The sequence below is a fragment of the Collimonas arenae genome (assembly GCF_000786695.1).
Lineage (GTDB): Bacteria > Pseudomonadota > Gammaproteobacteria > Burkholderiales > Burkholderiaceae_D > Collimonas > Collimonas arenae_A.
In genome coordinates this window covers 86928-112565 of sequence record NZ_CP009962.1, presented here as the reverse complement: position 1 = coordinate 112565, position 25638 = coordinate 86928, and the positions used below count along the sequence as shown (strand labels likewise).

Here is a 25638-nt window from a genome sequence, read left to right as displayed (position 1 = left end):
CGTTAGTCATATTATTCAATGTGTGATCAAGCCGTCTGTCATGGCCAGCTAATGATTGTTTGTTACCGGTTATGGGTTGCCGACGTAAATCGTGAATGCCGTACAGTTATCCAGCGGCACGCTGGAAGCCCGGCCATTTTGCTCCACCACCGTATGCATGATGGTGAGCCAGTCCTGGGCCGAGCCGGCCTGGGTCGCTGCGCGCACCATTTCCGCTTCGCTGATCCACTCCCAGAAACCGTCGGTACAGATCAGGAAGGCATCGCCGTCTTGTATCTGGATCGCGTTCTGCATGACCTCCGCCGGTCCACTACCCTCGACGCCGGCAGCCGCGCACAGGATGCTGCGGCGCGGATGGCGACGCAACTGGTCCGGCGAACAATGACCGGCATCGACGAATTGCTGGATCAGGCTGTGATCCTTGGTGTAGTTCAACAATTGGCCGCGGCGAAACTGGTAGATCCTGGTATCGCCCATATGCGCCCATAGCGCGCAGCGATTCTTTTGGTCGATCAGCAACGTCGCCACTGTCGCACTCATGTCTTTGAGGCGCGGGATCTGCGCCTGTCGCCGGTACAGTTGCGCGACGGCGTGATCGACATAGGATTGCAGCGCGCGCGGTCCGAAGGATGCTTCTTCGACAAATACTTCCATGATCGAATGGACCACGACATTCGATGCAATTTCACCGCCGTATTCACCGCCGACGCCGTCGGAAACAATGATGCAAGTCAGGTCGTCCTGCTGTGCGCTGCCCCAGGAATCCTGGTTGACTTGCCGCCCACCCGCATGACTCAGCTGCGCCAGGCTCAGCACCACCGGTACCGCAGTGTCGCTGAGCAGCCGAGAACTCATTTCACCCATAGCCGTGAGATGCGTTGTTGCCAGAAACGGCGCCGGCAAGGAGTGCAACGCGGCCAGCGCCGGTTCTGGCAACAACCCGGAGGGAACGGGCTATTTGGGCGTATTGCTGCGTTGCGTGGGGCGGCCATCCGTCGCTTGCCAAGAGAACCACCCTTGGCTGCGCGACGCGCCTTGCACTACCTCCCAAATAGCCGCGTTCGCACTCACGGCTATGGGTGAAATGAGTTCTATGCATTCTGAATGACCTTCTTCATCTTTTCGATTTTTCGTTCATAGGCTTGCAAAAAAGCTTTGCCGAACAAGGTCTGGAAATCGTCCTGCGACGATTCCGCAATGATGCGTTGATAACGCACGACATAGGCATCCCATAGCTTGGCTTTGCGCGTACCCGGCAGCAATTTATCCAGCACGCCGCCTTTTTTCGAACGTTTCTCCATCACTTCCGGACTGAAGCGCTGCAAGACCTCGTTCATGCTGGCGCGCATGCCCGACACCACGCCTAGCTGATGCACATGCAGATCTTCGTAAGCGTCCTGCATGGCTTCGGTGGCGGTCATGAAACCGGGCATTTTCTTGCGCAGCATCTGGCTCAGCACGGTTTGGCTGTCCGGGAAAAATTTCAGCGGATTATTGTTGCGCACCACCACCTTGGTGACATCGGCGTGCGCTTCGCGCTTTACCAATGAACGGGCGGCATTCAAATCAATCGTGCCTTGCACGGCAATCGCCAACAACTTGCCGACGGTTTCCATGAACTCGGGCGTCAGGTTTGACGGCAGCGTGTCAGGCGGCAGGCCTGCGCCTTTCATGAATGCCTGGACCAGTGCATCGCTGGAAGCGGCCGGTTCGGCCTGCTGCTGGCTGTCGTCGCTTTGGCTTGGCGCTGTGAGCGCATGGGCGGCCGGCGCCTGGTTGGCCAGGTTCGCAGAACGCGCTACCGCAGCTGCGGCAGCCGGAGAAGTCGGCAACGCCGCATTGGCGGTGGCGGCCAACTCCAGATTCAGTTGCGCCAGGGCCGCCAGGCGCGTCTCGGATACGCTAAGCAGCGGTTTGCTGGCATTGACTCGGCGCGCCGGATTGGTCGAGATCATGTCTGAGCTATCTTTCATTAAATTGAGCTGCGCTTCGGCACGCAGCAAATACAGTCCGATCTGCAGTTCATCGCCGATCTGCAAATCGTATTCACATTCGGCGTCGATCTCGCGACCGTTCAGCAATATCGGATTGGCACGACTAAGGTTAGTGATGGTCTGGCGGATGCCATCGCTTTTGATTTCGGCCTGGGTGCGCGAGACAAGATTGCGCGGATCCGCCAGCACGAAATAATTGTCTTCACTACGGCCCAGGGTTTTCGGCTCACGGCCGAACACAGCCGACATAGGCAGTTCGGGCGCAGTATTGTTGTAAGAAATAACACTAATTTTGATCATCGATACGGTCCAGGCCAAATTTTTTCAGACACAGTGCAAACACACAGAATTTGCGCAAATTTTGTGTGTCTATCATGTTTGCCTGACTGCAAGTTTCATGCCCAAGTCATGCCGCCGGAAATCGGCGCGAGAAGCCCGAAAAACCTGGTAATTGGCGGGATCGCGACCTGCAAAACTGCCCTCTCTTGTCAGCTTTGGTGACATTTTGTGTCAGCTTGAAACACAAGCCATATCCCAGAGACAACAAAGGATTTGCTTGCGATTTGTCTATGGGTGGATTTAGTTGGAAATACAGGGCGGGAAATGCGCCATTGTCCAAGTGCCGGCAAGGCGGAAGAGGAAAGGCAACGATGAAAGACAGGACACTTGGCGAAGCTATACCCGTCATGCGAGTCAAATGCTTGACAACATTCTCACGGATGGCGAGCAGAGCGATCTGCTGATCGCTCTGCGGCCAATGACCTTAGACCTTAGCTTTTAGGAAAGCCGGCGCTAGACATCATTGCCGGCTGAAGTGACGCTAGTAAATAACCCAAGTAACGGACGTGGATTTCCGTTTCCTCAGGCCTTAGGCTCTCGCAACATTGTCTTGATGCCACGAATCGCCTGCCGGATCCGGGCTTCGTTCTCAATCAAGGCAAAGCGCACATACTCGTCACCGTACTCGCCGAAGCCGATGCCGGGAGAGACGCAGACCTTGGCCTTTTCCAGCAACTGCTTGGAAAATTCCAGCGATCCCAGATGCCGGTACTGCTCCGGTATGCGGGCCCAGATGTACATCGACGCCTTCGGAATATCGACCATCCAGCCGGCTTCGTGCAAGCCCTTGGCCAGGACATCGCGCCGGCTCTGGTACTTGGCGCAAATATCCTCGACGCATTGCTGGTCGCCTTCCAGCGCGGCAATGGCAGCCACCTGCACCGGCGTGAAACTACCGTAGTCGTGATAGCTCTTGATGCGCGCCAAAGCCGCCACCAACTCCTTGTTGCCGACCATGAATCCGATGCGCCAGCCTGCCATGTTGTAGCTCTTGGAGAGCGTAAAGAACTCCACCGCAACATCGCGTGCGCCCGGCACCTGCATGATCGACGGCGCCTTCCAGCCATCGAAAACGATATCGGCGTACGCCAGGTCATGCACCACCAGGATGTTGTGCTCCTTCGCCAGCTTGACCACACGCTCGAAAAACTCCAGCTCGACGCATTGCGCGGTGGGGTTGGAGGGGAAACCCAGCACCATCATTTTCGGTTTGGGATAGCTTTCCCGTATCGCCCGCTCCAGTTCGGCGAAAAAATCGACGCCTGGACTCATGCGCACCGAACGGATATCGGCGCCGGCGATCACCGCGCCATAGATGTGGATCGGGTAGCTGGGATTTGGCACCAGCACCGTATCGCCGCGGTCCAGGGTCGCCAGCATCAGATGCGCCAGCCCTTCCTTGGAGCCGATGGTGACGATCGCTTCGGTGTCCGGATTGAACTCGACGTCGTAGCGTTTTTTATACCAGTGGGCGATCGCCCGCCGCAACCTGGGAATCCCTTTGGATGCCGAATAACCGTGGGTGTCGGGACGTTGCGATACCTCGATCAGTTTCTCGACAATGTGCGGCGGCGTGGCGCCGTCCGGATTGCCCATCGACATATCGACGATATCTTCGCCACGACGGCGTGCCGCCATCTTCAATTCGGCGGTGATGTTAAATACGTAGGGAGGGAGGCGTTCGATGCGAGAAAATTTACGCGGAGCTTGGGATTCAGACATGGATTTCTTTCACGTTAGCGCCCGGAACCGTCCGAGCGACGTTGGAACCTGGTTACCCTTGGCGGGCATGTTCCAGCGACGATTCTATTGGACATACGGCAACTGCGCAATGCTTTCACATGCGGCGAACGCAATTGAAACAACCGCTGGCGCCAATTCAAACAGCATGCGCTATCCAGCTTTGCAAGACATGCCATCCGGATAATGTTTTACATCTGCCAACGGCTGAATTGACGGCCCCGGCGGGGGATAAACTTCACTGGAATTCCTTCTATATTTTTCATATTCTTTAATGTGGAACCAGCCAGTTTCGTCATGGAACATCGCGATGAAACAAGGCTTTCCAGGCAACCTCGCTACACCGAGGGATTGAACTGAAGGAGAAGGAAATGTTCAAGCATCTGCTATTACCGACCGATGGTTCCGTAGCATCCGAAGCAGCGATCAAGCAATGCATGCAATTTGCCAAGGAAAACCATGCCCGGGTAACCGGCATGCATGTCATCCCCGAATATCACGTATTTAGCCGCCATTTGCATACGCTGGTCGATACCAAGGAGCAATTCGACAGCGTCGGCATCGCTCAGGCCGGCAGGTTCCTGCAGGCGATAGAACAGGCTGCAAAAGAAGCCGGCGTGGAGTGCGAAACGGAATATGTCATCAACGATCATCCTTATGAGGCAATCATCAAGGTGGCGGAAGACAAGCATTGCGACCTGATCGCCATGGCCTCGCATGGCAGGAGAGGCGTGAAAGGACTTTTTGGCGGCGGTGAAACGGAAAAAGTACTCACGCACAGCAAAAATCCGGTGCTGGTATTCCATTAGACAACATGTAGGTTTGAATCTTGCGCCTTCTTCAACGTACAAAATGGCGCTGCACCGCGATCAAATCAACATCTGATGAATATGCTGAAGATTTTTGCAAATCGGACGGAAGCAGCGCAAATGCTGGCGCATGATTTGCACGAATATAAAGGGCGAAACCCGTTGATCCTGGCGATTCCCCGTGGCGCAGTCCCCATGGGGAAGGTGCTGGCGCAGCGGCTGGATGGCGAGCTGGATATTGTCTTGGTGCATAAGCTCGGCGCACCCTTTCATCAAGAATGTGCGATCGGTGCGATCGACGAGACCGGTTGGGTCTATATCAACTCCTTTGCCGACGAGGCAGGTGGAACCGGCGCTTTTCTCGAAGAAGAAAAGCACCGGCAACTTCTGCTGCTCAGAGAGCGCCGGCTTCGCTTTACACCGCACCAGCAAGCCATCGATCCTCGCGGCCGTATCGCGATAGTAATAGATGACGGCATGGCAAGCGGCGCGACGATGATCGCCGCCTTGCATACGGTCCGCGCCAGACAGCCGGCTGAATTGATATGTGCGGTGCCTGTCGCGGCGCCGGAGAGCCTGGAGCAAGTCCGGCCGCTGGCCGACAGGATTTTCTGCCTCCTCGCGCCGACGGGCTTTTTCGCGGTGGGGCAGTTTTATCGGGATTTTCGGCAGGTCGAAGACGAGGAAGTGATTGCCCTATTGTCCCGGAATCACAAGGATGAGAAATCCGGTACGCATCCATGATACGGCTACGAATCGACGGATGAATCCACTTACACAATACTGTCCGCCTAGGCTTCTGCATAAGCAGATTGCTGCGCAACAAAGCCGGTAAACGCATTGAGCAAAGGCTGATATTTCTGCTCGCTTCTTTCCAATTGCGTCAAGGCATAACAAGTTGCTTCGAGCGTCGACAGCTGCCCCGGAGCCTGCGCCTTGCGAATCGCATATAGGGATGGCGGCGGATTGCGCAAAGGCAGGCGCGGCAACGTCTGTAGCAAAGGATTGAGATACAGCATTTTGCGGCTTTTGCGCCAAGTGCCATCCAGGACAACCAGGCGCAATCCTGTCGGATCCTGCAGCAACGTCGCATCTAAAACCGGTGGGATCGGCAGCTTGAGACCTTCATCTTCGGAGCTGTCCGGATACAGCAGGATCGACTGTTTTCCATCCTGCGCGAGCCGCAGCCTCAGTAGCGGTTCGGCAAACGTCTCGCCGACCAATACCTCGCTATGCGGTAAACTCAGGTTGAGCAGGCGTACGCTGCCTTTTGCGTTATGTACTTCCAGCGGGTGCTGCAGGATCAGCACTTCCACTGCATGCGGCGTGGGCGTAATGAAACCGCAGATGCAGGTCCGTTGCGGGCGCTGGCATCTGGCGCAGGTGAGGCGTTTGGTGTGCTCGGTCATGGCATGAATAAACTATTTCAGCCGCCATTCTAACCACCGTTTGCCGCCAGCGCGTCAACTCGCTCAGCACATGAGATTTCCTGAAACCATCTCCAGCAAGAAATCCGGCCGCAAATCATCCCGGTGGCAAAGGGACAGTAGTCCCAGCAACAGCAGCCATCCAAGCAGGATAGCCAGCCATTTCACAATGCGGGCGGATGATGGTTCAGGCATATTCAAGCGTGCGCCGGCCTGGCTTGCACCGCCCGGTCATCGATCGACAGGCTGATGATCGCGGCCACTGCGCTGAGGCCGATTGCGATCGCCCAGACCGCCTGGTAATTCCCGGTCATGTCGAACAGCACGCCACCCAGCCAGACGCCGAGAAAGCTGCCTAGCTGATGACTCAGGAACACGAAGCCGTACAGCGTGGAGATGTATTGATAACCGAAAATCTGCCCCACCACGCCATTCGACAGCGGCACGGTGCCCAGCCATATCAGCCCCATGACGGTGGCAAAGACATAGGTGGCAAGCGGTGTCGCCGGCAGCAGGACATATTGGAAGGCAGCATCGCAAACTGACCGAGCGAGCCGAAGGCGCCGACCATTCCCAGCGCTGACGCTATGGTTTCGGCTTTGCAGCTTTAACACGCGTCGCTTTTTTCGGCGGAGCAGCATCGACCGGCGCGATGACCGGCGCAGCCGGCGTCATGTTTTTCTGTAAATCGCATACTTCGTCATGCAGCCAGCAGCGCAAGGCTTGCAGCGGCGCCCAGTTACTCAGCGCGGGCGGATACACCAGAAAGTAAGAGGCATGATCGACCTCCGGCGCCAGCCGCTGTTCGGAAAGCTGCACCAGCAAGCCGTCGCGCAAAGCATCGGCCACCATGAATTCACGCCCCAGCGCGATCCCCAAACCCTGTTCCGCGGCTTGCAGCATCAAGCCGGCATCGTTGAAATTGGCCACAGGATTGCTGCGTATCTTCAATCCTGCTTCGCTGAACCAGCGGTCCCAGTATTCAGCAGCGCCGAGCAGCGGTTCGTCCGCTAGCGTGGCGAGACTGCCGCCTTGCAAGCGGCGCGCAGTGCCGGGTGAGGCCACCACCACCAACGGACTATCGATCAGGCGTTCGTCGCTCAAACCGGGCCAGCCGCCTTTCCCCTGGCGCAAGGCGGCATGAAAGCCGTCGCGCTGCAAATCCATCAATTGCTGCGACGAATGTAGTTCCAGCGCGATATCCGGATGACGCTCACGCCAACGCTGCATGCGCGGCAGCAGCCAGCGTTGCAGAAATGACGGCATCACTGTCAGCCGCAGGCGTTGCGCTGTACCGATCGCGGTGGCGGCAGCGGCCTGCACTCCCGCGTCGAGCTGCGCCAGCGCCGATTCGACGCTGCAGAGAAAGGTATGACCCGCTTCGTTGAGGACGATGCGTCGACCGCGCCGCTCGAACAGCGCAAAACCAAGCTGCTGTTCCAGCACGCCGATCTGCTGGCTGACGGCGCTGTGGGTCAGGTGCATTTCGACGGCGGTGGCGCGCAAATTCTGCAGCCGGGCGGCGCTGCGGAAGACGGGGAGGGTATGGAGTGGGAGTCGGCTCATACTGGTAAGCATAGCTGACCAAGATGGTTAGAACAAGTAGTTTCCCTAAGTGTCGTTGGTTGGATATTCTTACCAGTACTGAAGTTGCTTTTGAAAAACCCTTCAATTTACCTGTGAGGCCGCCATGAACTGCGCATCGACATCTTGCCAAACTGCTACAGCATTATCTGGTTCATCCTTCGCCGCGTTGCCTCGTGTGCCGGGCTCGCCATTGCAAAACCTGCCGTCGTTTTTGAAGCTGATTGGCGGCTGGTGGGCACAACGGCTGGAAACGCAGCCGGCCAGGCCGCTGATCACTCTGGACGATCTGAGCGATCATGTATTGCGTGATATCGGCTATCTCGATTCAGTGCCGCTACGCAAACACACCCATCGGACTAAAGACTATTGAGCGCGGCAAAACCGCGTGCTCCCTGCATGCCGCCGGTATGCACCGCAAGCACGCGTTCTGTCTCGCCAAACGCATGCGCCCGCTGCAGGTTTCTTAGCGCGTGGAATAGCTTGCCGGTGTAGACCGGTTCGATGGGCACATTCAATGCCTGCGAAAAATCGCGGCAAAACTGCAGCAGCTCAGACGGCGCCTTGCCATAACCGCCATGATGGGCGTCTGTCAGGAGCTGATAATTCTGGTAGGCGGGATAACCGGCTTGTTGCAGCAAGCGCGCAATCTCCTGATGCAGGTAGGCGGCGTTCTTCAGCACAGCGACGCCGACCACCCGGCCGCGGCCGCGCAAACCCGCCAATATTCCCGCAAGGGTCGCCCCCGTTCCGCAGGCAACCATGATGACTTCGGGAATGAACTGCAGCGCATCTTCGATTTCGTCGACCAGCTCGGCCACGCCGCGCAACGCTACCGGTGAACTGCCGCCTTCCGGCAGCCAGACATGGCTGTCGTCGACATTGTCGATATGCCGCCGCCAGGCTTGCGCGTCCTCCCGCAGTTGCCGATAGTCTTCCCGCGACACGAACCGGATCTGCATGCCAAGACGGCTACAGTCGTCAAGCGTAGCGGTTGTCATTCCCGGCGCGCCGCGCACCAGTCCCGTGCTCTGCCAGCCGCTCAGTGCAGCGGCATGGGCCAGCGCATGCAAATGGTTCGACCATGGGCCGCCCATGGTCACCAGGACCGGATGTTGTCCCTGCAACGCTAACAAGGGATATTTGAGCTTGCGGAATTTATTCCCGGATACTTCGGGATGCAGCAGATCGTCGCGCTTCAGCCACACCCTGCGTCCAAGGAAAGCCTCGCTTTCGATGAGCTGGCAGGGCGAGGGCAGGCGAGGAAAGCGCATCCGGCGAGGCAGATCGATCAGATACGTTCGACGCTGCGGGCCACATCGGCGATGATTTCATACGAATGCAGGCGGGCCTTGTGCTCAAATACATCCGAAACAATCATCAGTTCGTCGGCGCCGGTCAGCAGCAGGAATCGTTCGATTCCCTCACGCACGGTCTCGGGCGAACCGATGATCGAATGCGCCAGCATGTGTGAAGCCTGGGCTTTTTCCAGCGGCGTCCAATAGGTTTCGATATCGTCGATCGGCGGCTTGCTGAGGCCGCGCACGCCGCGGTGCATGTCGGTGAACGACATTTGCTGGGTAGTAGCCAGGCGACGCGCTTCGGCATCGGTATCGGCGGCGATGATGTTGACGCCGACCATGGCATGCGGCTTGGATTCCTGCCTGGAAGGCTTGAAGCGCGCGCGATACATCTGCAACGCCATTTCCAGCGAATCCGGCGCGAAGTGCGAGGCAAAGGCGTAGGGTAAGCCAAGCTCGGCCGCCAATTGCGCGCCAAAAGTGCTCGATCCCAGTATCCACAGCGGCACGTTGGTGCCGTGGCCCGGTACGGCGACGATGCGCTGGCCGGTCTCGGCCGGCGCCAGGAAAGCCTGCAGTTCCAGCACGTCTTGCGGAAACGATTCGGCGCTGGCCGGATCACGCCGCAACGCACGGGTGGTGACCTGATCGGTACCAGGTGCGCGTCCCAGGCCGAGATCGATACGTCCCGGGAACAGCGAGGCCAGCGTGCCGAACTGTTCGGCGATTACCAACGGCGAATGATTAGGCAACATGACGCCGCCGGCGCCGACGCGGATGCTGCTGGTGCCGGCAGCCACGTGGCAGATCGCCACGGCGGTGGCGGCGCTGGCGATGCCGCGCATATTGTGGTGCTCGGCCATCCAGAAACGGCGATAGTTCCAGCCTTCGGCATGCAGCGCCAGATCGCGTGCATGATCGAGCGCGACGCGGGCATCACTGCCTTCCCGGATGCGGACCAGGTCCAGAATAGAAATTGGGATCACGGGTACTTCCTTGTTCGACTGTTTGTGCGGCTTTCGAGTATAGCCGCAGCGCTTCAAGCCTGCTGGCGCGGCGCCGTTTTGGCGGGATCGCATTCCCTTGGAGTAAACTTGATGGTCTAATAGCGCCATTAGCAGCATTCCTGCAGATGCGATCTCTTTGCGCAGCACGCCCAACGGGCCAACCAACCAACAAAAAACCGCCATGAAAATCCTATATCTCGACTACAACGGCGTTTTGCACGACTCCAAGGTCATCCGTAATCGCAAGCGTGGCTTGTACATCGCCACGCCGGACCGCGACTTCTTTGAATGGATGCCGATCCTGGAAGAATTGCTGGCGCCGCACCCCGACGTCAAGATCGTCTTGTCCACCAGCTGGGTACGTGCACTCGGCTTCGACGATACTAGGCAAGAACTCAGCGAAACCTTGCGCGAGCGCGTGATCGGCTCGACCTTCCACCATCCAAAACTGACGCCGGCGGAATTCGACACCATGCCGCGCGGCATGCAAGTCTTGCGCGATGTCGAACGACGCAAGCCGACCAGCTGGCTGGCGCTGGACGACGATGCGTTCGGCTGGCCCGCCGCCTGCCGCGACCATCTGATCGAGACCAAGGGACATCTGGGATTGACCGAACCGGCCGTGCAGGATGCCATGCGCAAGATGCTGGCCGCGCTGTGACCAGGACATAATTCCGGCGGTGGCTGATAGTCGCCACCTCACCGACTGCAAAGGAAATGCCGATGCCGCCCAATGTGCACTTGTTGATCATCGATCCGCAAAATGATTTTTGCGATTTGCCAGACGCTTATCTGCCCGGCGGCGTCGATGCGGCAAGGCCATCGCTGGCGGTATCCGGGGCGCATGCGGACATGCTGCGCGTGGCGGAAATCATCGGGGCCGGCGGCGACGCCATCAACAATATCAGCGTCACGCTCGACTCCCATCATCGACTCGATATTGCGCATCCAGGCTTCTGGAGCAGCGCGGCGAACGCCGCAGTCGCACCCTTTACCCAGATCTCGGCAGCCGATGTGCGCGCCGGAAAATATCTCCCGCAGAACCCGCAAGCGCTGTCAAGAGTGCTGAACTATCTCGACCAGCTTGAAGCAGCGGGGCGCTACCAGCTGATGGTGTGGCCGGTGCATTGCGAGATCGGCTCCTGGGGCCAGAACGTGCATGCCGCAGTCAGGCATGCCTATAACCGCTGGGAAGAAAGCACGCTGCGCAGCGTGAACATGATCTGCAAGGGAGCCAATCCCTGGACCGAACACTATTCAGCAGTGCAGGCGGAGGTGCCGGATCCGGACGATGCCGCCACCATGCCGAACCGCGATTTTCTCGACAACCTGGCGCAAGCGGATTGCATCTACATCGCTGGCGAAGCATCCAGCCATTGCGTCAGGGCCACCGTGGAACATATCGTCGCCGATTTCGGCGCGGCCAATATGGCAAAGCTGGTGTTGATTACGGATTGCATGAGCCCGGTGAACGGCTTTGAACGACAGGCCAGGGACTTCATCGCCGCCATGACGGCAAACGGCGCACGCAGCGTCAGCGCAGCGCAGGTGATGGCGGAACTGCGGCATAAAGCAGCTGGCGGTTAATCGATTCCACAGAACATCGGGACTTATGCAAAATCGTCCTGGCAAGCTATATCGACGAAGACAGTACGAACGGCCAGCGAGGAGATGCAACGCGCTCAGGGCAGTTTTGCGTAAGCCCTAAAAGAAAAGCCCCTTGAATTGCTTCAAGGGGCTGGCACTCAGTCTGACTGAATGACGATTGTTACCTTATTTCTTCTTCTTGTTCACTGCATCTTTGAATGCTTTACCAGCCGTGAATTTCACGGTCTTGGCTGCAGCGATCTTGATTGCTTCGCCGGTACGTGGATTGCGGCCGGTGCGAGCAGCACGCTTGCCGGAAGAGAACGAACCAAAGCCAATCAATTGAACAGTACTGCCCTTAGTAACAGCCTTGATCACGTTGTCGACGACGGACTCCAACGCGCGCTGTGCAGCGGCCTTCGAGATTTCGCAGTCGGTAGCAATGGCGTCGATCAATTCGGTTTTGTTCATTTCGTTAAATCCTCAAAAAAAGTGGTGAGTTGCAAATTCTAGCACCGTATTTGCTTGGAATCGGCGATGTAGACTACCGCAATCGCGGGTTTCAGACAAATTGCTTTTAAAATTCCGCTTGCAGCGGTGTGTATCTTTAGCATAAAAACCGGTTGTGCGACAAAAAAAGAGAGTCCTCATGCTGAAAATTTTGGGAAAAGCCTCGTCCATCAATGTCCGCAAAGTGCTGTGGGCCTGTGATGAGCTGGGTTTGCCGTTCGAACGGGAAGACTGGGGCAGCGGCTTTCGCGCTACCGATACGGCAGATTACCTGGCCTTGAATCCGAACGCGATGGTGCCGGTTCTCTGCGATGGCGATTTCGTTTTATGGGAATCCAACGCCATCATCCGCTACCTGGCGGCGGCCTACGGCGACGGCCGACTGTTGCCCGTCGCGCCGCGCGAGCGGGCCAGAATCGAGCAATGGATGGACTGGCAGGCAACCGAACTGAACAACTCCTGGCGCTACGCCTTCGTGGCGCTGGTCCGGAAAAATCCCGACTATAGCGACGCCGCTGCGCTGGCGGCATCGGTGGCCAGCTGGACCAGACACATCGGCATTCTTGAACAGCAACTGGCGACTACCGGCGCATATGTAACAGGCAATTCGTTTTCGCTGGCTGACATCCCGCTCGGCTTGTCGGTCAACCGCTGGCTGATGACGCCGCTACAGCATGCGCACTATCCCGCCGTCGCCGCCTATTTCGACAGACTTAGCCAGCGTCCGGGATTTCTGCGGCATGGCCGCAACGGTTTGCCCTGAAGCTGGCATCTCCGCCGATATTGCCGCTTAAACGGCATTGATGTCGGCGGTCTCAAGCACCTGCCTGGGGCCGCCGTAGCGCGCCAGCTTGATCATCGCCCGGCCGATTTGCTCGGTGCTGGTGATGTATTTGGGGAAGATGCGCTTCAGCAACGGCAACAGTGGCCACGCGAACATATAGAACACGCGATAGGAGCGGGTCTTGGACACCACGCCATGCATCGGCTGGATGATCCCCGGACGGAACATGAAAGCCGCTTTGACCGGTAGCCGCAGCAGGGCATTCTCGGTACGTCCCTTCACCCTGGCCCACATGCTGCCGCCATGTTCGCTGGAATCGGTGCCCGCGCCCGACACGTAAGTCAGGGTCATGCCCGAATTGCACGCCGCCAGCGTCTTCGCGATCGTCAGCGTGAGGTCGTAAGTCAGCGCGCTATAGCATGCTTCCGACATGCCGGCCGAAGATACGCCGAGACAGAAAAAGCAGGCGTCATATCCTTGCAAGGCGTCGGTGTGACTAGCCAACGAACTCAAATCCGGCAAGATGATTTCACTCAGCTTGTCATGCGCGATGGCAATCGGCGCGCGTCCGATCACCAGTATTTTTTCAACGTCGCCGTCAAGCAGGCACTCGCGCAGCACGCCTTGTCCAACCATGCCGCTGGCCCCAAACAGTATTACTTTCATTGCGCATTCCGATGTAGTTAGCCGGTTGTCCGGCAAATTATTACACTGCACAGTGTAGTTTCTATTTTTCAGAAAGTATACTGTCTGGTGTAAAATTAAACGATCCGACATTCAGAAACAACACCATGGCCACGACGCAACGCCTCACCGACCGTAAACGGGAGGCCATCATCCGGGCAGCAATCGCCGAATTCCGCAGCAACGGCTTCGAAACCACCAGCATGGACAAGATCGCCGCCCGGGCCGAAGTATCCAAACGCACGGTCTACAACCATTTTCCGGGCAAGGAAGAATTGTTCGCTGAAATCCTGACGCAGTTATGGCAGACCAGCGCTGACCAGATGGCGCTCAGCTATCGTGCCGACCGGCCACTGCGCGAGCAGCTCTACGAGCTGATGCAATCCAAGATGCGCATGCTCAGCGACAACAATTTCCTCGACCTGGCGCGCGTGGCGATTGCCGCCACCATTCACTCGCCAGAACGAACGCAAGATATGGTCGCCAGGATGAACCAGCGGGAAGAAGGGGTTAACGTCTGGATCAGCGCGGCGCAAGCCGATGGCAAGCTGAAGCCGGTCGATCCGGCTTTCGCGGCGCATCAGTTGCAAAGCTTGTTGAAAACCTTCGCATTCTGGCCGCAGGTCACGATGGACCAGCCGCCGCTGTCGGAGGCGATGCAGCAGCAGGTGCTGGATTCGGCGGTAGATATGTTCCTGGGGTATTACCAGGTTGCAGCAAAACGCTGACGGCAGCAAAGCGCCGTCTTAGCTGGCAGCGCCCGCCGGCTGGCGCCGGGGTTGCGGCTGATGCCCGGGTTCAGTGGCGCAAGCGGCAAAACTGGCGGTCGGCAAGGCTACCGGACCATACCATTCATAGACGCCGGCGAAGCCGCCCGTGCGCAAAATCCAGACCCGCTTCTTGTCCTTGTTAATCAAGGCGCTATGAGAAAAACCGTCGCTTACCTGGCCGTTCTGGTTGGGCAGCGCCAGCGTAACCAAGGCGTCCGGCCCGCTTTGCTGTTCGGCAGGCAGGGCTACGCGTGGCAGTGCATGGGTAAAGCCGGAAAAAGAAATGCCGTACTGGCCGATCAATGCGTCGGCGACCGCGCAGCCGGCCCAGGCGGGAAAAGTAGCCGTGGCGGCAACAATCAAAAGAAGTGCTCGAACCATACTTGCCATCTTCATGCTTGCCATCTTTTTAGAAACTGCGATTTGATAAATACTGCTGCCCAAGATTAATCCTGGGCCGCAGCAACGGCAACGCAATCAGAAATGCCGTTTGATCACTTCGCCGAACGCATCCGCTGCCGAGCTGCCCTTGAGCATCAGTTCGGTGATTTCAGCGGAGTGTTCGCCGATGCCGTCCGGCATGATTTGACGGTTGCTTCTGAAATACTCATATCTTGCTGCGTCGATCAGGTCCTTGGCTTTCATCGCCACCGAACCGCCGCGCGGGCTGCCGCCACTGCTGGCGCTACGCGTGCCGCTTGAACTGCGAGTGCCGCTGGTGGAACGGAAACCGCCGGCGGCGATAGCTGCCTTGATCTGCTCCAAAGAAAATATCGGGGTGCTGTTGACGCCGACAAACTCATCTTCTTTCGGGTGCAACAAATGATTGTTGCCGTCAAAGGCCATTTTCTTTTCGGAACTATTGGTGAGCTGATAATACGGACGCGGGCCCGGGCTGGTCAGTCCGAACTGTACGCGGTCGCCGTACACTTCCATCTTGCCCATGACATCTTTCAGATAATCTGTTGTCAGGGAATCCATCTTGCCGGTCCAGCGCTTGGTTCTTGTCGTGTTCAAAATGCGTTACTTCCAATATTGATGGCCGCATCCGCCTGTCGCCTCCGGGGAGATGCATGCGGTTGCAGCCGATTGTGAATCAGGTTCAAGACGCATTATCCCCCGACATGAATTCCAGGGCACCAGTTGCAGCAAAATATATTGTTGCCTGCCAATCATTCTTTGATGCAGGCCATGCCCGCCAGCGTGCTGTGCACTGCCTGGTCCCAGCCGGTATGAGGCTCGTTGCCCAGCAGTTTGAGCAAGCGCCGGTTGTCCAGCCGCAACGGTTGGCGCCACAGATAGCCGACCTCGCGCAACTCGCGCATCAAAGGCAAAAAGGGCGCAGCCAGCGGCAGCAGCCACCAAGGGAAACCTTTCACTTTCAGATCCGCCTGTCCGGTAACGCGGCCGATGGCGGCTACCATTTGCGTGCCGTCGGCATCCCAGTGGCCGTTCATGTGAAAGGTGTCGAACGCGGCGAGGGCCTCTTCGCGCTCAATCAGTTGCATCATGGTCTCGGCCACGTCCGGCAGATAAGCCCATTGATGGCCGATGCCACGCTTGCCGGGATAGGTGACCGCAGTCACCGGCTGGCCCGGCTTCAGCATGCCTTGCGAGAACCAGGCATTAGCCATATGCGGCCCGAAAAAATCGCCGGCCCGCACCACCAGCGACCGCACGCCGCTCTGCGCCGCAGTGCGCAGCCGGTTTTCGAGCTGGACCCGGATTGCACCCTTGCGCGTGCTCGGATTCTGCGGTGAAGTCTCTTTCAGATCCGGAAAGGCGTCAGCGCCATAGTTATACACGGTGCCGGGCAGCACGATGCGGGCGCCACAAGCCCGCGCTGCCGCAATGCTGTTCTCTATCATCGGCACGACCAGTGTGGCCCAGTTGCGGTAGCCCGGCGGGTTGACTGCATGAACGATGATCGCGGCGCCCTCGGCGGCAGCGATTACGTCCGCCTCTTGCATGGCGTCGCCCTGACGCCAGACGATGCCGCTATTACTTCCATTGGCGCGCTCGGCTGCGAGCATCTGGTCGGCGCGCCGGTGCAAGGCGCGTACTTGCCAGCCACGCTGCAACAGTTTTTGCGCCACGGCATTGCCAATACCGCCAGTGACGCCGAGAACCAGGGCTATCTTTGGTTGCTGCTGCGTTTTCAGGGTTTGCTGTTCCATGATGAATCTCCTTGAAAAGAATGTAGGAGTCCAGCGTAACAGTGCCATCATTAGTTTAAAATTGGCTATCTCAACATAGCTGCTATACATATTTGTATGACTACCCAAGAACCCGACTGGGATCTATACCGTGCTTTCCTGGCCGTGCTGGAAGAAGGCTCGTTGTCCGGCGGCGCCCGTAGCCTGGGCCTGACCCAGCCAACGATCGGGCGCCAGATAGAAGCGCTGGAGCAGGCGCTGGGCGTAAAATTGTTTACGCGCTCGCAAACCGGGCTCTCGCCAACCGACACCGCGCTGACCTTGCGTCCTTTCGCCGACAACCTGCGCGTCACCGCCAATGCGCTGCGACGCGCATCGACTGCGGCCAGCCATCGCGGCACGGTGCGCATCACCGCATCCGACGTGGTCGGTGCTGAAATATTGCCGCCAATCCTGACTGCCTTGCGCGAAGCCCATCCGGATATCGTTATCGAACTGGTGCTGTCGAACCGCACCCAGGACCTGTTACAGCGCGACGCCGACATTGCCGTACGCATGGTGCAACCTAGCCAGGGTGCGCTGATTGCGCGCCGGATCGGTGCCATTCCGCTCGCGCTGTTTGCGCATCGCCGCTATCTGGAGCGAGCTGGAATGCCGGCCAGCGTGGCCGATCTCAGGCAGCACGCGCTGATCGGTTTCGACCAGGAAACCGGCTACATCCGCGCCATGCAACAGCGCGGCCTGGCGCTGTCGCGCGACATGTTTTCCCTGTGCACCGACAACCAACTGGCGCAGCTGGCCGCGATCCGCGCCGGCTATGGCATCGGCATGTGCCAGACGCCGCTGGCCATGCACAATCCCGATTTGCAGCCGGTACTGGCAAGCGCCGTCAGCAGCGAACTGGAAACCTGGATAGTGATGCATGAGGACTTGCGCTCCAGCGAACGCTGCCGAATTGCCTTCGATGCGCTGGTGACAGGGCTATCCGGCTATATTGGACAAACAGCATGAACAGTCCGACACTGAGGATCAGCACGCTGAGTCACCCCGCATTGCCTGCTCTGCAACAGCTATGGGACGCGCAACTGACGCCCTGTACCGGAAATCCGCTGGCGCATGATTTGCTGGGGCCGGCACGCGCACATGGAGAACAGGTCGCCATGATCTGGCGCGGTCAACAAGTTGTGGGATGCGTAGGCTGGGTTACCCTGGGCATTGCCGAATACGGCTGCGCCTATGCGTCGCCCTTGGTCGCCGCCGATATGGAAGCAGCGTCTGCCTTGATTGCGTTTGTCAGCGAGAAGGTTCGCGCAGCCGGCGCGCAACGGCTCCGGGGCAGCGTGCGGGCGGGTGAAATGGCAAAGCGCGACGGCTTGCAACAGGCTGGATTCAAGCCCTTGTTTGAATTTGTCAATTTTTCACGGGCCTTGCCATTCGCCGAGCCGGTCGGGTTGCCGGATGGCCTGCAGATCGTCCGCATCGGCAACCCAGACTGGGGCGAACTGCATCGATGCTATGCAGAATCATTCTCGGGCGTGCCGAATTCACCGATTCCCGATCTGGAAACCATGCGCGAAGAATGGGCTGCAGCCAATCAGGATGCCAGCCTGATATTGATGGACGCACACGGTAAATACCAGGCGTTCATCCTGGTTGACGGCTGCACCGTCGAGGCCGTCGGCGTGCTTGGCCAATGGCGAGGCAGAGGGCTGGCTGAAAAACTTTATCATCTGGCGGCCATGGAGCTGGCGGCAAAAGAGCAACCGGAAATGCGGGCCTTGGTAGCAAGCAGCAATGCAGCGTCCATGCGCTTGCATCAAAAACTCGGATTCACCGAATATGCCCCACGCTGGACCGTGTATGAACTGCACCTGTAAGAATTGACGCCAGGGATAGCCTTTTACCGGTACGCATATCCCAGCCCGAGCGACAGGTCGCGCGCGCGCTGTACCACCAGATCAATGAAACCCTGCAGGTTGTCGCTGGTGATGCGGCTGGCTGGGCCAGCGATGCTAAGCGAAGCGATTACTTCGCCATCGGCGTCCATGATCGGCGCGGCAATCGCCACTGCACCGCTGGATCTTTCGGCAAACGAGACGCTATAGCCCTGCGCCAGCACTTGCTGCAATTCTTTCTCCAGGGCGGTGCGATCGATGATCGTATTGTCGGTGAAGCGCGTCAGCGTACTTTCCAGCACCGCCTGTTGCACCTGCTGCGGCGCATGCGCCAGCAGCACCTTGCCGGACGCCCCCGCATACAGCGGCCGCCGGTTGCCGACATCGGTATGCACGCGGATTGCCTGGGTCGATTCCCAGCGCGCCACGCACACCATCTCCAGCCCATCGCGCACCCGCACCTGGACGTTTTCATTGCAAATGCCGCCGATGTCGCGCAGATGGCTGCGCGCCACCCGCACCAGGCTGACCTGCTCTTGCGCGGCAACGCCAAGGTAGAGCGCCTTGTAGCCGAGGTGATAGGTCGGCGTATCGCCCTCGCGATGCAGCAGGCCGCGCTGTTCAAGCGTGTAAAGCAGACGGAAGGTGCGAGCCTTGGTATTGCCGGAGCGAATTGACAATTCGGTCACGCCCAGTCCCGGGCTTTGCGCTACCAGCAAAAGCAGCGCCAATGCTTCATCTACTGCGGCAACGGTGTAATCGGCCATGCTGTCCAAATTCTAATCAAGTTAATTTCGGGTTAATTTGTCGCTAATATACCTCGACATCCCCTCTGCCAGTTGCGTCAGATTGTTCTGCAGTGTGGCGAAGCCAGCGCTGCGCTGCAGGCTCTGTTCATCCATGTACAGGGCACGGTTGATTTCTATCTGCATGCTGTTGCGGCCATGTTGCGGATCGCTATAGGCGCGCACCAGCTCGGCGCCGCGATAAGGATCGTTAATCTTGACCGTATAACCTTGCGCTTGCAGCTGTTGCGCAACCCATTGCGTGAAGGCCGGATCGGCGGCGCTGCCATCACGGTCGCCCAGCACAAAATCCGGACGCCGCGCGCCGTTATCGATATTCATCGCATTGCCGACCGATTTCATCGAATGGCAATCGATATGCCAAACCTGGCCGAAACGCGCGTGGGCGTTGTTGATCCACTGTTGTAGTTCGGCGTGGTAGGGATCGTAATAACGGCTTATGCGCTGCTGCACTTCCGCCACGCTCAGTTTGCGCTCGTACATCGGCACACCGGGCAAGGCATAGCGGCGGATCAGCCCCATGCCGGCCTTGCTCTTTTCCGACACCTGGATCGGTTCGGGCCATGGCTCGGCCATCAGCGCCGGATCGATGTCGCTACGGCTGCGGTTTAGATCGATGTAGCTGCGGTGTACGCGCGCCGCCAGCAAGGTTGCGCCAGATTGCCGCGCACCGCTCCATAGTTCATCGACATACGCGTCCCAGCCCGACATCAGCGCGGCTTCCGGCGCTACCGCCTGCATGTCCGGCGGGCAAAAGCGGCTGCTGTGAGGCGAATCAAATATCAGTGGAATCTGGCCGGCGGCATCCGGCCGGGTGAGAATATACGCGTCTTGCATCATCGTGTCCTTCGTACTTGGTAACTCTGTAAACCGTGGCTCAATAGCCGCTATACACCGCAAACGCCATGAAAATCATCGCCAGTAATGTGAAGACAGCGAACAGCGGCAAAATGAAACGCATCCACGTGCCATAACCAACCTTGCCGGTTGCCAGATAAGCCAGCAACATGCCGGAAGTAGGCGTCACCATATTGGTCAGGCCGTTGCCGAATAAAAACGCCAGCACCACGCTCTGGCCGCTGACGCCGGACAGGTGGCCGATCGGGCCAAGGATGGGCATGCTGATGGCCGCTTTGCCGGAGGTTGATGGAATCAGCACGTCAAGCAGCATCTGCACCAGGATCATGCCCTCGGCGGCAAAGATCTTGCTGCGCCCTTCGACGATGGACGCCAGGTGATAAATCACGGTATCCAGCACCAGGCTGTCGTGCAGGACGATTTCAATGGCTTTGGCGAGGCCGATCAGCAAGCCAGCCAGCATCATGCCTTTCATGCCTTCGACGAAAGCGTCGCAGGCAGCCCGCACCGACATGCCGGCGGCGATGGCGATGATGATGCCTTCGAAAATATAGAACGCGCCGAGCTGGATATCGCCCCATTTCCAGACGCTGGTGCCGATCACCAGCGCGACCACGCTGGCGCCGACCACCAGCAGCACGAAGCGGTGCGACAACGAAAGACGGCCATGGTTATCCAGTCCGGTCGGTACCGTGTAGCCCTGGCGCTTCACGTAGTACAGCAGATAGGCGATGCCGATTGCCAGGAACACCACGAATACCGCCAGCCGCAAACCCGCGCCGCTCAGCAGAGGCACTTGCACGATCGGCTGCGCGATCACCAGCGCCAGCGGATTGGTGACCGACGCCAGATAACCGACTTTTGCCGCGATCGCTACTAGCGCCGTAGCGTACAACGGGCCAAGGCTCAGGCGTTCAGCCAGAATCAGCATCATGGGAATGATCACCAGGTATTCCGAGATCAGGCCGAGAAAGGTGCTGCCGGCGGCGATCGCCAGCATCAGCACCGGCGTCAGCACGTAGACGTTGCCGCCGGTACGCGCCAGCAAGCGGTCGATGCCGGCATCCAGCGCGCCGCTCTTGCGCAGTACGCCGAACATGCCGCCGATGAACATGATCATGAATATCAACGGCGCACTTTTGGCCAGACCGGCCGGAATTGCCGCCATCGCCGAAAACAGGCTGGCGGGATAGGCGCGCTCGGCGTTGCCGGCCGGCAGACTGGCGGCGAGCAGCGATGTGAGATCGCGCTCTTTGGTGATCTGCTGGTAAGTACCGGGCACCACCAGCTTGGCATGGCGCTGAAACTCACCGGAATCCAGCACATAAGTCAGGCCGATCGCCACCAGCATGATCAGCAACATCATCGCCACCGGATGCAACATGCGGCTTTTGCCGTGCGCGTCTGGTTTTTCGCTGTCCGTCGTGCTGGCACTCATGCTGATCTCCGTCTACCGACTTGCAGAATAGTATCTTTTCGATACGCGGGCCGGAAAAGCTCCGCGCCTTTCCGGCCCGCCTTACGTTACAACGCTTTAGAACTTGTGACGTAAGCCGACGGTAAATGCGGTTTGCGCATTGTCCGCACCAGGCGCGCCGCCGGTAATTCCCGGGTTGTACATGTCAGATGCACGCAGATTCGCCACGTAGCTATACAGATCCGTGCGTTTCGAGAATGCATAGTCGATGCCCAGGTTGACCTGGTTCAAACGCCCTTTGGTACCTGTGCCGACAAAACTGTAGCGCGATTGCAGCACGCTGGCGACCAGGCGCAAGGTGTCTGATACGGCATAGTTCACGCCGAGGTCGAAGACATTGGTGCTGTTGTTGTTGGAGCCGCCGGCCGTGAACGGCGCCAAACCTGCCGCACCCGCAAACTTGCTTGCCAGCGGCGCATCGCTGCCCCCATACGTTGCCAGCGGTTGCAGCACTTTCGACCAGGCGCCGAAGAAGCGCCACGGCCCGGTCTTGTAGCTGGAGCCCAGCATCCAGGTTTTGATACAGGTATCGCCGGGATGGCCATAGCTTGGCGTGCAACCGGCGCCAAGCGTCGCACCCTGATCACTGGAGGTATTCACGCCGCCCGTCATGGTGCCGAGCTTGGATTGCCAGTAACCGATGCCGATGCCGAATGGGCCATTGGAATAGTTCGCTCCCAGTCCGATCGATTGGCCGGTGGAAGTCGAGCCGGCAGTCTCGCCGAAACCGTAGGTTGCATTCAGTACCAGTCCCTTCATCAAAGGCGTATCGTAGCGAATCTGGTTGTTGGCGCGGTTGCCGCCGACGCGGTCGAGGTTGTTGTCGTGGACGCCATTGATGAATACGCCAAAGTCGTAGACGCTTGAATAGTAAGTAGCCACTTCGTCGATGAAGTCCTTGCGGCGACCCAATTGCACCGTACCGAAGTTACCCGACAAGCCTACTATCGAGGTGCGGCCGAACGTCAGGCCACCCTGGCCGGAAGCGCCGGTATCCACCGCAAAGCCCCCCTCCAGATTAAACAAGGCTTTCATGCCGCCGCCCAGGTCCTCGGTCCCCTTGAAGCCGAAACGCGATTGCTGCAAATCGCCGGAATCAACGCTGAAGCGGCTGCCGGTACCGCGCGCATTGGCAGCGGTGGGCGCGGCGATCTTGTTGACATAGGTCACGCCCGAATCCAGCAGGCCATACACGGTGACATTGGTTTGCGCTTGCGCGGCGTAGCTGCAGCTACCCAACATCGACAATACAATTAACGACTTCTTCATGACTCACTCCTCCCGGTTGAAAAAAATTCAAAGGCGGCTTCGGGTCTCCGCTATCGCAATGCGCTACATGCGCATCAGGCGATAACTGGTTCCGGCCACTCTATTGTTTCATCTAATAAAACAACGTATTGATATATGAAACAATGGTAGGGGCGATATTTTCCCGTGTCAATCCAAATTGCTGAAAATCTGCACACGCTCTATGTGTATCTGTTGTGCAAATGGGAGAAGCGTGAGGCGTCTGGTATTGCTAGGAGGGCGAGTATTGTTGTCAGAAAAAGACAGGGAGGGGTAAGCGGAGGCCTGCGAAAAATCGAGAGCCCGACGTCAGGCAATACGGCAAAAGATCGGGCCAGGCTCGCTGCGCAAACCCGCAAGTTTGCGCGGTGATTGACTCAGGAAGGCAGAACGGCAGCAGCTTCACCCACTTGCTGTTTGCCACCTTCGGGCGTAATCGCGGAACGCAACATGGCTGATGCAGCATCAAGCCGGCAAGGCTTGCCAAACAAACGCGCTGAAATCAGGCCGCTTTGCAACGCGCCCAAAATGGTCATGGCATACATCGACGGCGTAGCCGGCAGCTTCACGCCTTTTTCTGCGACGGCGCGTTCCAGCCGTTGGGTAATCCAGGCTTCGTGCATGCTGTAGAAAGTCTGCAAGGCAGTCAGTACATTTTGCGGCAAGCTGGTAGCTTCGGCGGCCAGCATGCCACACAGGCAGACACGGCCGGTGCCAAGGTTCTTGCGCCACAGCGCCAGGTATTTTTCAATCTGTTCCTTGAGCGGCCCGTTGACATCCATCTCGCGCATAAGATCGCCGATGTTGGTCGCATAGGCCTGCACTGCCGCCAGCGCCAGGTCTTCCTTGGTTGGGAAATAATAATGAATACTGGAGGTCTTGACGCCGACCAGTTCGGCCAGGTCGCGATAGCTGAAACCGTTGTAGCCGCGCGTGCCCAGCAGGACCAGCGTGTGTTCCAGCAGTTGTTCGCGTACAGGAGAGACGGCTTTCATGATTTCATTACCTATAAAGAGATAGGGACACCATTCTGTGGTGAACAAATTTCAGGCGACGCTGGCATCTGCAATTCCCAAACCCCGCCATGCTACGTCTTTTATCCCCAGGCCGGCAAGAAACGAATGGTTGAGGTGCGCAAGTAAAAATCACAAAGACGCCACGCTGTTATATTATCTACTGAGAGATAGACAATCAAGAGATTTCTAAGCAATCTCGCTTCAATGTCTCTGATTCGGTAATGACTTTAAATCATAAGCAAATAATGTTTGACTACCTATCGATAGATAACTATGATTCATCTTACAGTAGTTGCAGACACGTTGTTTCAAGCCGCACACGACCCAGATTTTCTCCTCGGCAATATCAGGACTGGATCACGCAACGTGCCCGGGCTAAGGGATGAAGGTAGGGCATCAGAAGGCGTCGCGTAATTAAGGCGCTTTTTATTTCTACCGATTATCTACCTAGTGATAGATATAATTCATTCAAGCCCAGCACCGACGGTGACGCCAACATCAGGTCCCGTCAGTACATGCGATGGTTGACCGCTGTATTTGACACTTTGTCATCAACTCGAAAATTAAGAAAGAACACATCATGAAAACCAATCTGATCGCCGCTCTGGCACTGACAGCAATTGTTTCCGCTCCTGTATTTGCAGCCGATAACGTCACCCCGCTCACCCGCGCCCAAGTCCAGTCTGAACTGGCAAGAGCACGCGCCGCTGGCGAACTCGATTTCGCAGGTTCGAACTATCCGACTTTCCTGCCTGCCCGTACACAAAGCAATGTAACCGGCAAGACCCGCGCTGAAGTGCAAGCAGAACTGGCGAAAGCCCGCGCCGCCGGTCAACTCGATTTCGCCGGTTCGCAATATCCGGTGTTCGTCAGCCCCACCGCTGCGGACTCCAGCGTTCCCGGTAAAACCCGCGCTGAAGTGAAGGCAGAATTGGCGCAAGCCCGCGCCTCCGGCCAACTCGGTTTCGCCAATGCGCAATATCCGCTTGACGCTTATTCCGGCAACTGATTGCCTGCATGCAGTTCTCGCCCGCATAAGGGAAAGCTGCCAATGACAAAACCCGCGCCTCGTGGATGAGTGCGCGGGTTTTTATTTTCTGCTGGGTATTCATGAGCAGATGGCCGGTTAGTTTTAGTATTCAGATAGCCAGCTGAGGCAAAGCACAAACGTACTACCGGTTGATTTGCAAGCTCAACATACTGAGGCGAGTGCATTTTTCAACGATCTATAATATTTTATCTATAATCACATATTATAGAGTCTTATCTATAATTTGATTATATGTACTTTCCTCTATATAGTGAATTTATAGACTTATAAAGGTGCCTTATGGACTATCCAGTACGAACAACCGAGCAATTAACCCATATTCTTAAAGGCGTACGAAGCCAGAAGAAAATGTCGCAAGAGGCAGTCGGTGCGGTCATCGGGATGAAGCAAGAGGCCGTCTCCACGCTAGAGCGCTCTCCGGGCGCAAGCAGTGTTGACCGCTTGCTGAGCGTTTTATCGGCGCTTGGCATGGAGTTGGTAGTGCGCGACATCCCAAAAACCGGCACTACTTCTCGGGGAGAGTGGTAGCGATGGGCCGCAAGTCGCACTCGCGCCG

29 protein-coding genes are annotated in these 25638 nt (G+C 57.7%); 11 read left to right on the top strand and 18 right to left on the bottom strand.

Going from position 1 to position 25638, the window contains the following annotated elements:
* Positions 1–69 precede the first annotated feature (69 nt).
* The 3 genes from LT85_RS00500 to alaC form a co-directional block, all read right to left on the bottom strand.
* Positions 70–855: a PP2C family protein-serine/threonine phosphatase gene (locus tag LT85_RS00500; protein ID WP_156117383.1), complete on the bottom strand. Its 786-nt coding sequence runs from the start codon at positions 853–855 to the stop codon at positions 70–72.
* 236 nt (positions 856–1091) lie between these two features.
* Positions 1092–2294 carry a type VI secretion system-associated FHA domain protein TagH gene (tagH, locus tag LT85_RS25740; RefSeq protein WP_156117382.1) on the bottom strand — a complete coding sequence of 401 codons (1203 nt, stop codon included), beginning with the start codon at positions 2292–2294 and terminating at the stop codon, positions 1092–1094.
* Positions 2295–2855: 561 nt separating this feature from the next.
* Positions 2856–4055, bottom strand: a complete 1200-nt coding sequence (alaC, locus tag LT85_RS00490) for an alanine transaminase (protein WP_038484027.1) — start codon at positions 4053–4055, stop codon at positions 2856–2858.
* 389 nt (positions 4056–4444) lie between these two features.
* Here alaC and LT85_RS00485 point away from each other — a divergent pair, with 389 nt between their 5' ends.
* Positions 4445–4882, top strand: coding sequence for a universal stress protein (locus tag LT85_RS00485; protein WP_038484024.1), 438 nt, complete (start codon positions 4445–4447; stop codon positions 4880–4882).
* 81 nt (positions 4883–4963) lie between these two features.
* Positions 4964–5626 carry a phosphoribosyltransferase gene (locus LT85_RS00480; RefSeq protein ID WP_038494526.1) on the top strand — a complete coding sequence of 221 codons (663 nt, stop codon included), beginning with the start codon at positions 4964–4966 and terminating at the stop codon, positions 5624–5626.
* Positions 5627–5673: 47 nt separating this feature from the next.
* On the opposite strand, the gene LT85_RS00475 is transcribed toward LT85_RS00480, so the two are convergent.
* From LT85_RS00475 to LT85_RS00465, 3 genes are all read right to left on the bottom strand, one after another.
* Positions 5674–6291 carry a tRNA-uridine aminocarboxypropyltransferase gene (locus tag LT85_RS00475; RefSeq protein WP_038484021.1) on the bottom strand — a complete coding sequence of 206 codons (618 nt, stop codon included), beginning with the start codon at positions 6289–6291 and terminating at the stop codon, positions 5674–5676.
* Positions 6292–6506: 215 nt separating this feature from the next.
* Positions 6507–6779 carry a hypothetical protein gene (locus LT85_RS00470; protein WP_038484018.1) on the bottom strand — a complete coding sequence of 91 codons (273 nt, stop codon included), beginning with the start codon at positions 6777–6779 and terminating at the stop codon, positions 6507–6509.
* Between the two features lie 115 nt (positions 6780–6894).
* Positions 6895–7887: a LysR substrate-binding domain-containing protein gene (locus LT85_RS00465; protein ID WP_038484015.1), complete on the bottom strand. Its 993-nt coding sequence runs from the start codon at positions 7885–7887 to the stop codon at positions 6895–6897.
* A 112-nt stretch (positions 7888–7999) separates the two neighbouring features.
* Between LT85_RS00465 and LT85_RS00460 the strand changes: the two genes are divergently transcribed.
* Positions 8000–8266, top strand: coding sequence for a hypothetical protein (locus LT85_RS00460; RefSeq protein WP_038484012.1), 267 nt, complete (start codon positions 8000–8002; stop codon positions 8264–8266).
* Here LT85_RS00460 and LT85_RS00455 read toward each other — a convergent pair.
* The gene (locus LT85_RS00455) at positions 8253–9167 is read right to left on the bottom strand and encodes a 1-aminocyclopropane-1-carboxylate deaminase/D-cysteine desulfhydrase (RefSeq protein ID WP_038484009.1); all 915 of its coding nucleotides are present in this window, start codon (positions 9165–9167) and stop codon (positions 8253–8255) included. The two genes, LT85_RS00460 and LT85_RS00455, sit on opposite strands and share 14 nt — an antisense overlap.
* A gap of 17 nt (positions 9168–9184) precedes the next feature.
* Positions 9185–10180 carry an LLM class flavin-dependent oxidoreductase gene (locus LT85_RS00450; protein WP_038494523.1) on the bottom strand — a complete coding sequence of 332 codons (996 nt, stop codon included), beginning with the start codon at positions 10178–10180 and terminating at the stop codon, positions 9185–9187.
* A 202-nt stretch (positions 10181–10382) separates the two neighbouring features.
* On the opposite strand from LT85_RS00450, the gene LT85_RS00445 reads away from it, so the two are divergent.
* The gene (locus LT85_RS00445; protein WP_038484006.1) at positions 10383–10862 is read left to right on the top strand and encodes an HAD domain-containing protein; all 480 of its coding nucleotides are present in this window, start codon (positions 10383–10385) and stop codon (positions 10860–10862) included.
* A 62-nt stretch (positions 10863–10924) separates the two neighbouring features.
* Positions 10925–11788, top strand: a complete 864-nt coding sequence (locus tag LT85_RS00440) for a cysteine hydrolase (RefSeq protein ID WP_038484003.1) — start codon at positions 10925–10927, stop codon at positions 11786–11788.
* 186 nt (positions 11789–11974) lie between these two features.
* On the opposite strand, the gene LT85_RS00435 is transcribed toward LT85_RS00440, so the two are convergent.
* On the bottom strand, positions 11975–12259 hold the full coding sequence (locus LT85_RS00435; protein ID WP_014004094.1) for an HU family DNA-binding protein: 285 nt from the start codon (positions 12257–12259) through the stop codon (positions 11975–11977).
* A 178-nt stretch (positions 12260–12437) separates the two neighbouring features.
* On the opposite strand from LT85_RS00435, the gene LT85_RS00430 reads away from it, so the two are divergent.
* Positions 12438–13061 (top strand): glutathione S-transferase family protein, encoded by a 624-nt coding sequence (locus LT85_RS00430; RefSeq protein ID WP_038483996.1) that lies wholly within the window; start codon positions 12438–12440, stop codon positions 13059–13061.
* Between the two features lie 27 nt (positions 13062–13088).
* On the opposite strand, the gene LT85_RS00425 is transcribed toward LT85_RS00430, so the two are convergent.
* Positions 13089–13748, bottom strand: a complete 660-nt coding sequence (locus tag LT85_RS00425; RefSeq protein ID WP_038483993.1) for an epimerase — start codon at positions 13746–13748, stop codon at positions 13089–13091.
* A 125-nt stretch (positions 13749–13873) separates the two neighbouring features.
* On the opposite strand from LT85_RS00425, the gene LT85_RS00420 reads away from it, so the two are divergent.
* Complete coding sequence (locus LT85_RS00420; RefSeq protein WP_038483990.1) at positions 13874–14494, top strand: TetR/AcrR family transcriptional regulator; 621 nt, start codon at positions 13874–13876, stop codon at positions 14492–14494.
* Positions 14495–14512: 18 nt separating this feature from the next.
* Here the strand turns inward: LT85_RS00420 and LT85_RS00415 are convergent, their stop codons facing one another.
* The 3 genes from LT85_RS00415 to LT85_RS00405 all read right to left on the bottom strand — a co-directional run bounded on the left by LT85_RS00415 (position 14513) and on the right by LT85_RS00405 (position 16713).
* Positions 14513–14917 carry a hypothetical protein gene (locus LT85_RS00415; protein WP_156117381.1) on the bottom strand — a complete coding sequence of 135 codons (405 nt, stop codon included), beginning with the start codon at positions 14915–14917 and terminating at the stop codon, positions 14513–14515.
* Positions 14918–15013: 96 nt separating this feature from the next.
* Positions 15014–15553 carry a hypothetical protein gene (locus LT85_RS00410; RefSeq protein WP_038483984.1) on the bottom strand — a complete coding sequence of 180 codons (540 nt, stop codon included), beginning with the start codon at positions 15551–15553 and terminating at the stop codon, positions 15014–15016.
* A gap of 155 nt (positions 15554–15708) precedes the next feature.
* Complete coding sequence (locus LT85_RS00405; protein WP_052134447.1) at positions 15709–16713, bottom strand: SDR family NAD(P)-dependent oxidoreductase; 1005 nt, start codon at positions 16711–16713, stop codon at positions 15709–15711.
* A gap of 96 nt (positions 16714–16809) precedes the next feature.
* Here LT85_RS00405 and LT85_RS00400 point away from each other — a divergent pair, with 96 nt between their 5' ends.
* Both LT85_RS00400 and LT85_RS00395 read left to right on the top strand, forming a co-directional pair.
* Positions 16810–17703: a LysR family transcriptional regulator gene (locus LT85_RS00400; protein WP_038483981.1), complete on the top strand. Its 894-nt coding sequence runs from the start codon at positions 16810–16812 to the stop codon at positions 17701–17703.
* Positions 17700–18569, top strand: coding sequence for a GNAT family N-acetyltransferase (locus tag LT85_RS00395; RefSeq protein ID WP_038483978.1), 870 nt, complete (start codon positions 17700–17702; stop codon positions 18567–18569). The genes LT85_RS00400 and LT85_RS00395 overlap by 4 nt, the downstream gene beginning before the upstream one ends.
* Positions 18570–18592: 23 nt before the next feature.
* Here LT85_RS00395 and LT85_RS00390 read toward each other — a convergent pair whose 3' ends face one another.
* The 5 genes from LT85_RS00390 to LT85_RS00370 all read right to left on the bottom strand — a co-directional run bounded on the left by LT85_RS00390 (position 18593) and on the right by LT85_RS00370 (position 24010).
* Positions 18593–19354: an IclR family transcriptional regulator gene (locus tag LT85_RS00390; protein ID WP_038483975.1), complete on the bottom strand. Its 762-nt coding sequence runs from the start codon at positions 19352–19354 to the stop codon at positions 18593–18595.
* A 21-nt stretch (positions 19355–19375) separates the two neighbouring features.
* Positions 19376–20233, bottom strand: a complete 858-nt coding sequence (locus LT85_RS00385; protein ID WP_038483973.1) for an N-formylglutamate amidohydrolase — start codon at positions 20231–20233, stop codon at positions 19376–19378.
* Positions 20234–20270: 37 nt separating this feature from the next.
* Entirely contained in the window at positions 20271–21689 is a 1419-nt protein-coding gene (locus LT85_RS00380) for a YfcC family protein (protein ID WP_052134445.1), read from the bottom strand.
* Positions 21690–21785: 96 nt separating this feature from the next.
* Positions 21786–22997 (bottom strand): porin, encoded by a 1212-nt coding sequence (locus tag LT85_RS00375; protein WP_038483970.1) that lies wholly within the window; start codon positions 22995–22997, stop codon positions 21786–21788.
* 395 nt (positions 22998–23392) lie between these two features.
* On the bottom strand, positions 23393–24010 hold the full coding sequence (locus LT85_RS00370; RefSeq protein ID WP_038483968.1) for a TetR/AcrR family transcriptional regulator: 618 nt from the start codon (positions 24008–24010) through the stop codon (positions 23393–23395).
* 601 nt (positions 24011–24611) lie between these two features.
* On the opposite strand from LT85_RS00370, the gene LT85_RS00365 reads away from it, so the two are divergent.
* Positions 24612–25040 (top strand): DUF4148 domain-containing protein, encoded by a 429-nt coding sequence (locus tag LT85_RS00365; protein ID WP_038483965.1) that lies wholly within the window; start codon positions 24612–24614, stop codon positions 25038–25040.
* 321 nt (positions 25041–25361) lie between these two features.
* A complete protein-coding gene (locus LT85_RS00360) occupies positions 25362–25610 on the top strand; it encodes a helix-turn-helix domain-containing protein (protein ID WP_081991858.1) in 249 nt (82 codons plus the stop codon).
* Positions 25611–25638: the final 28 nt, after the last annotated feature.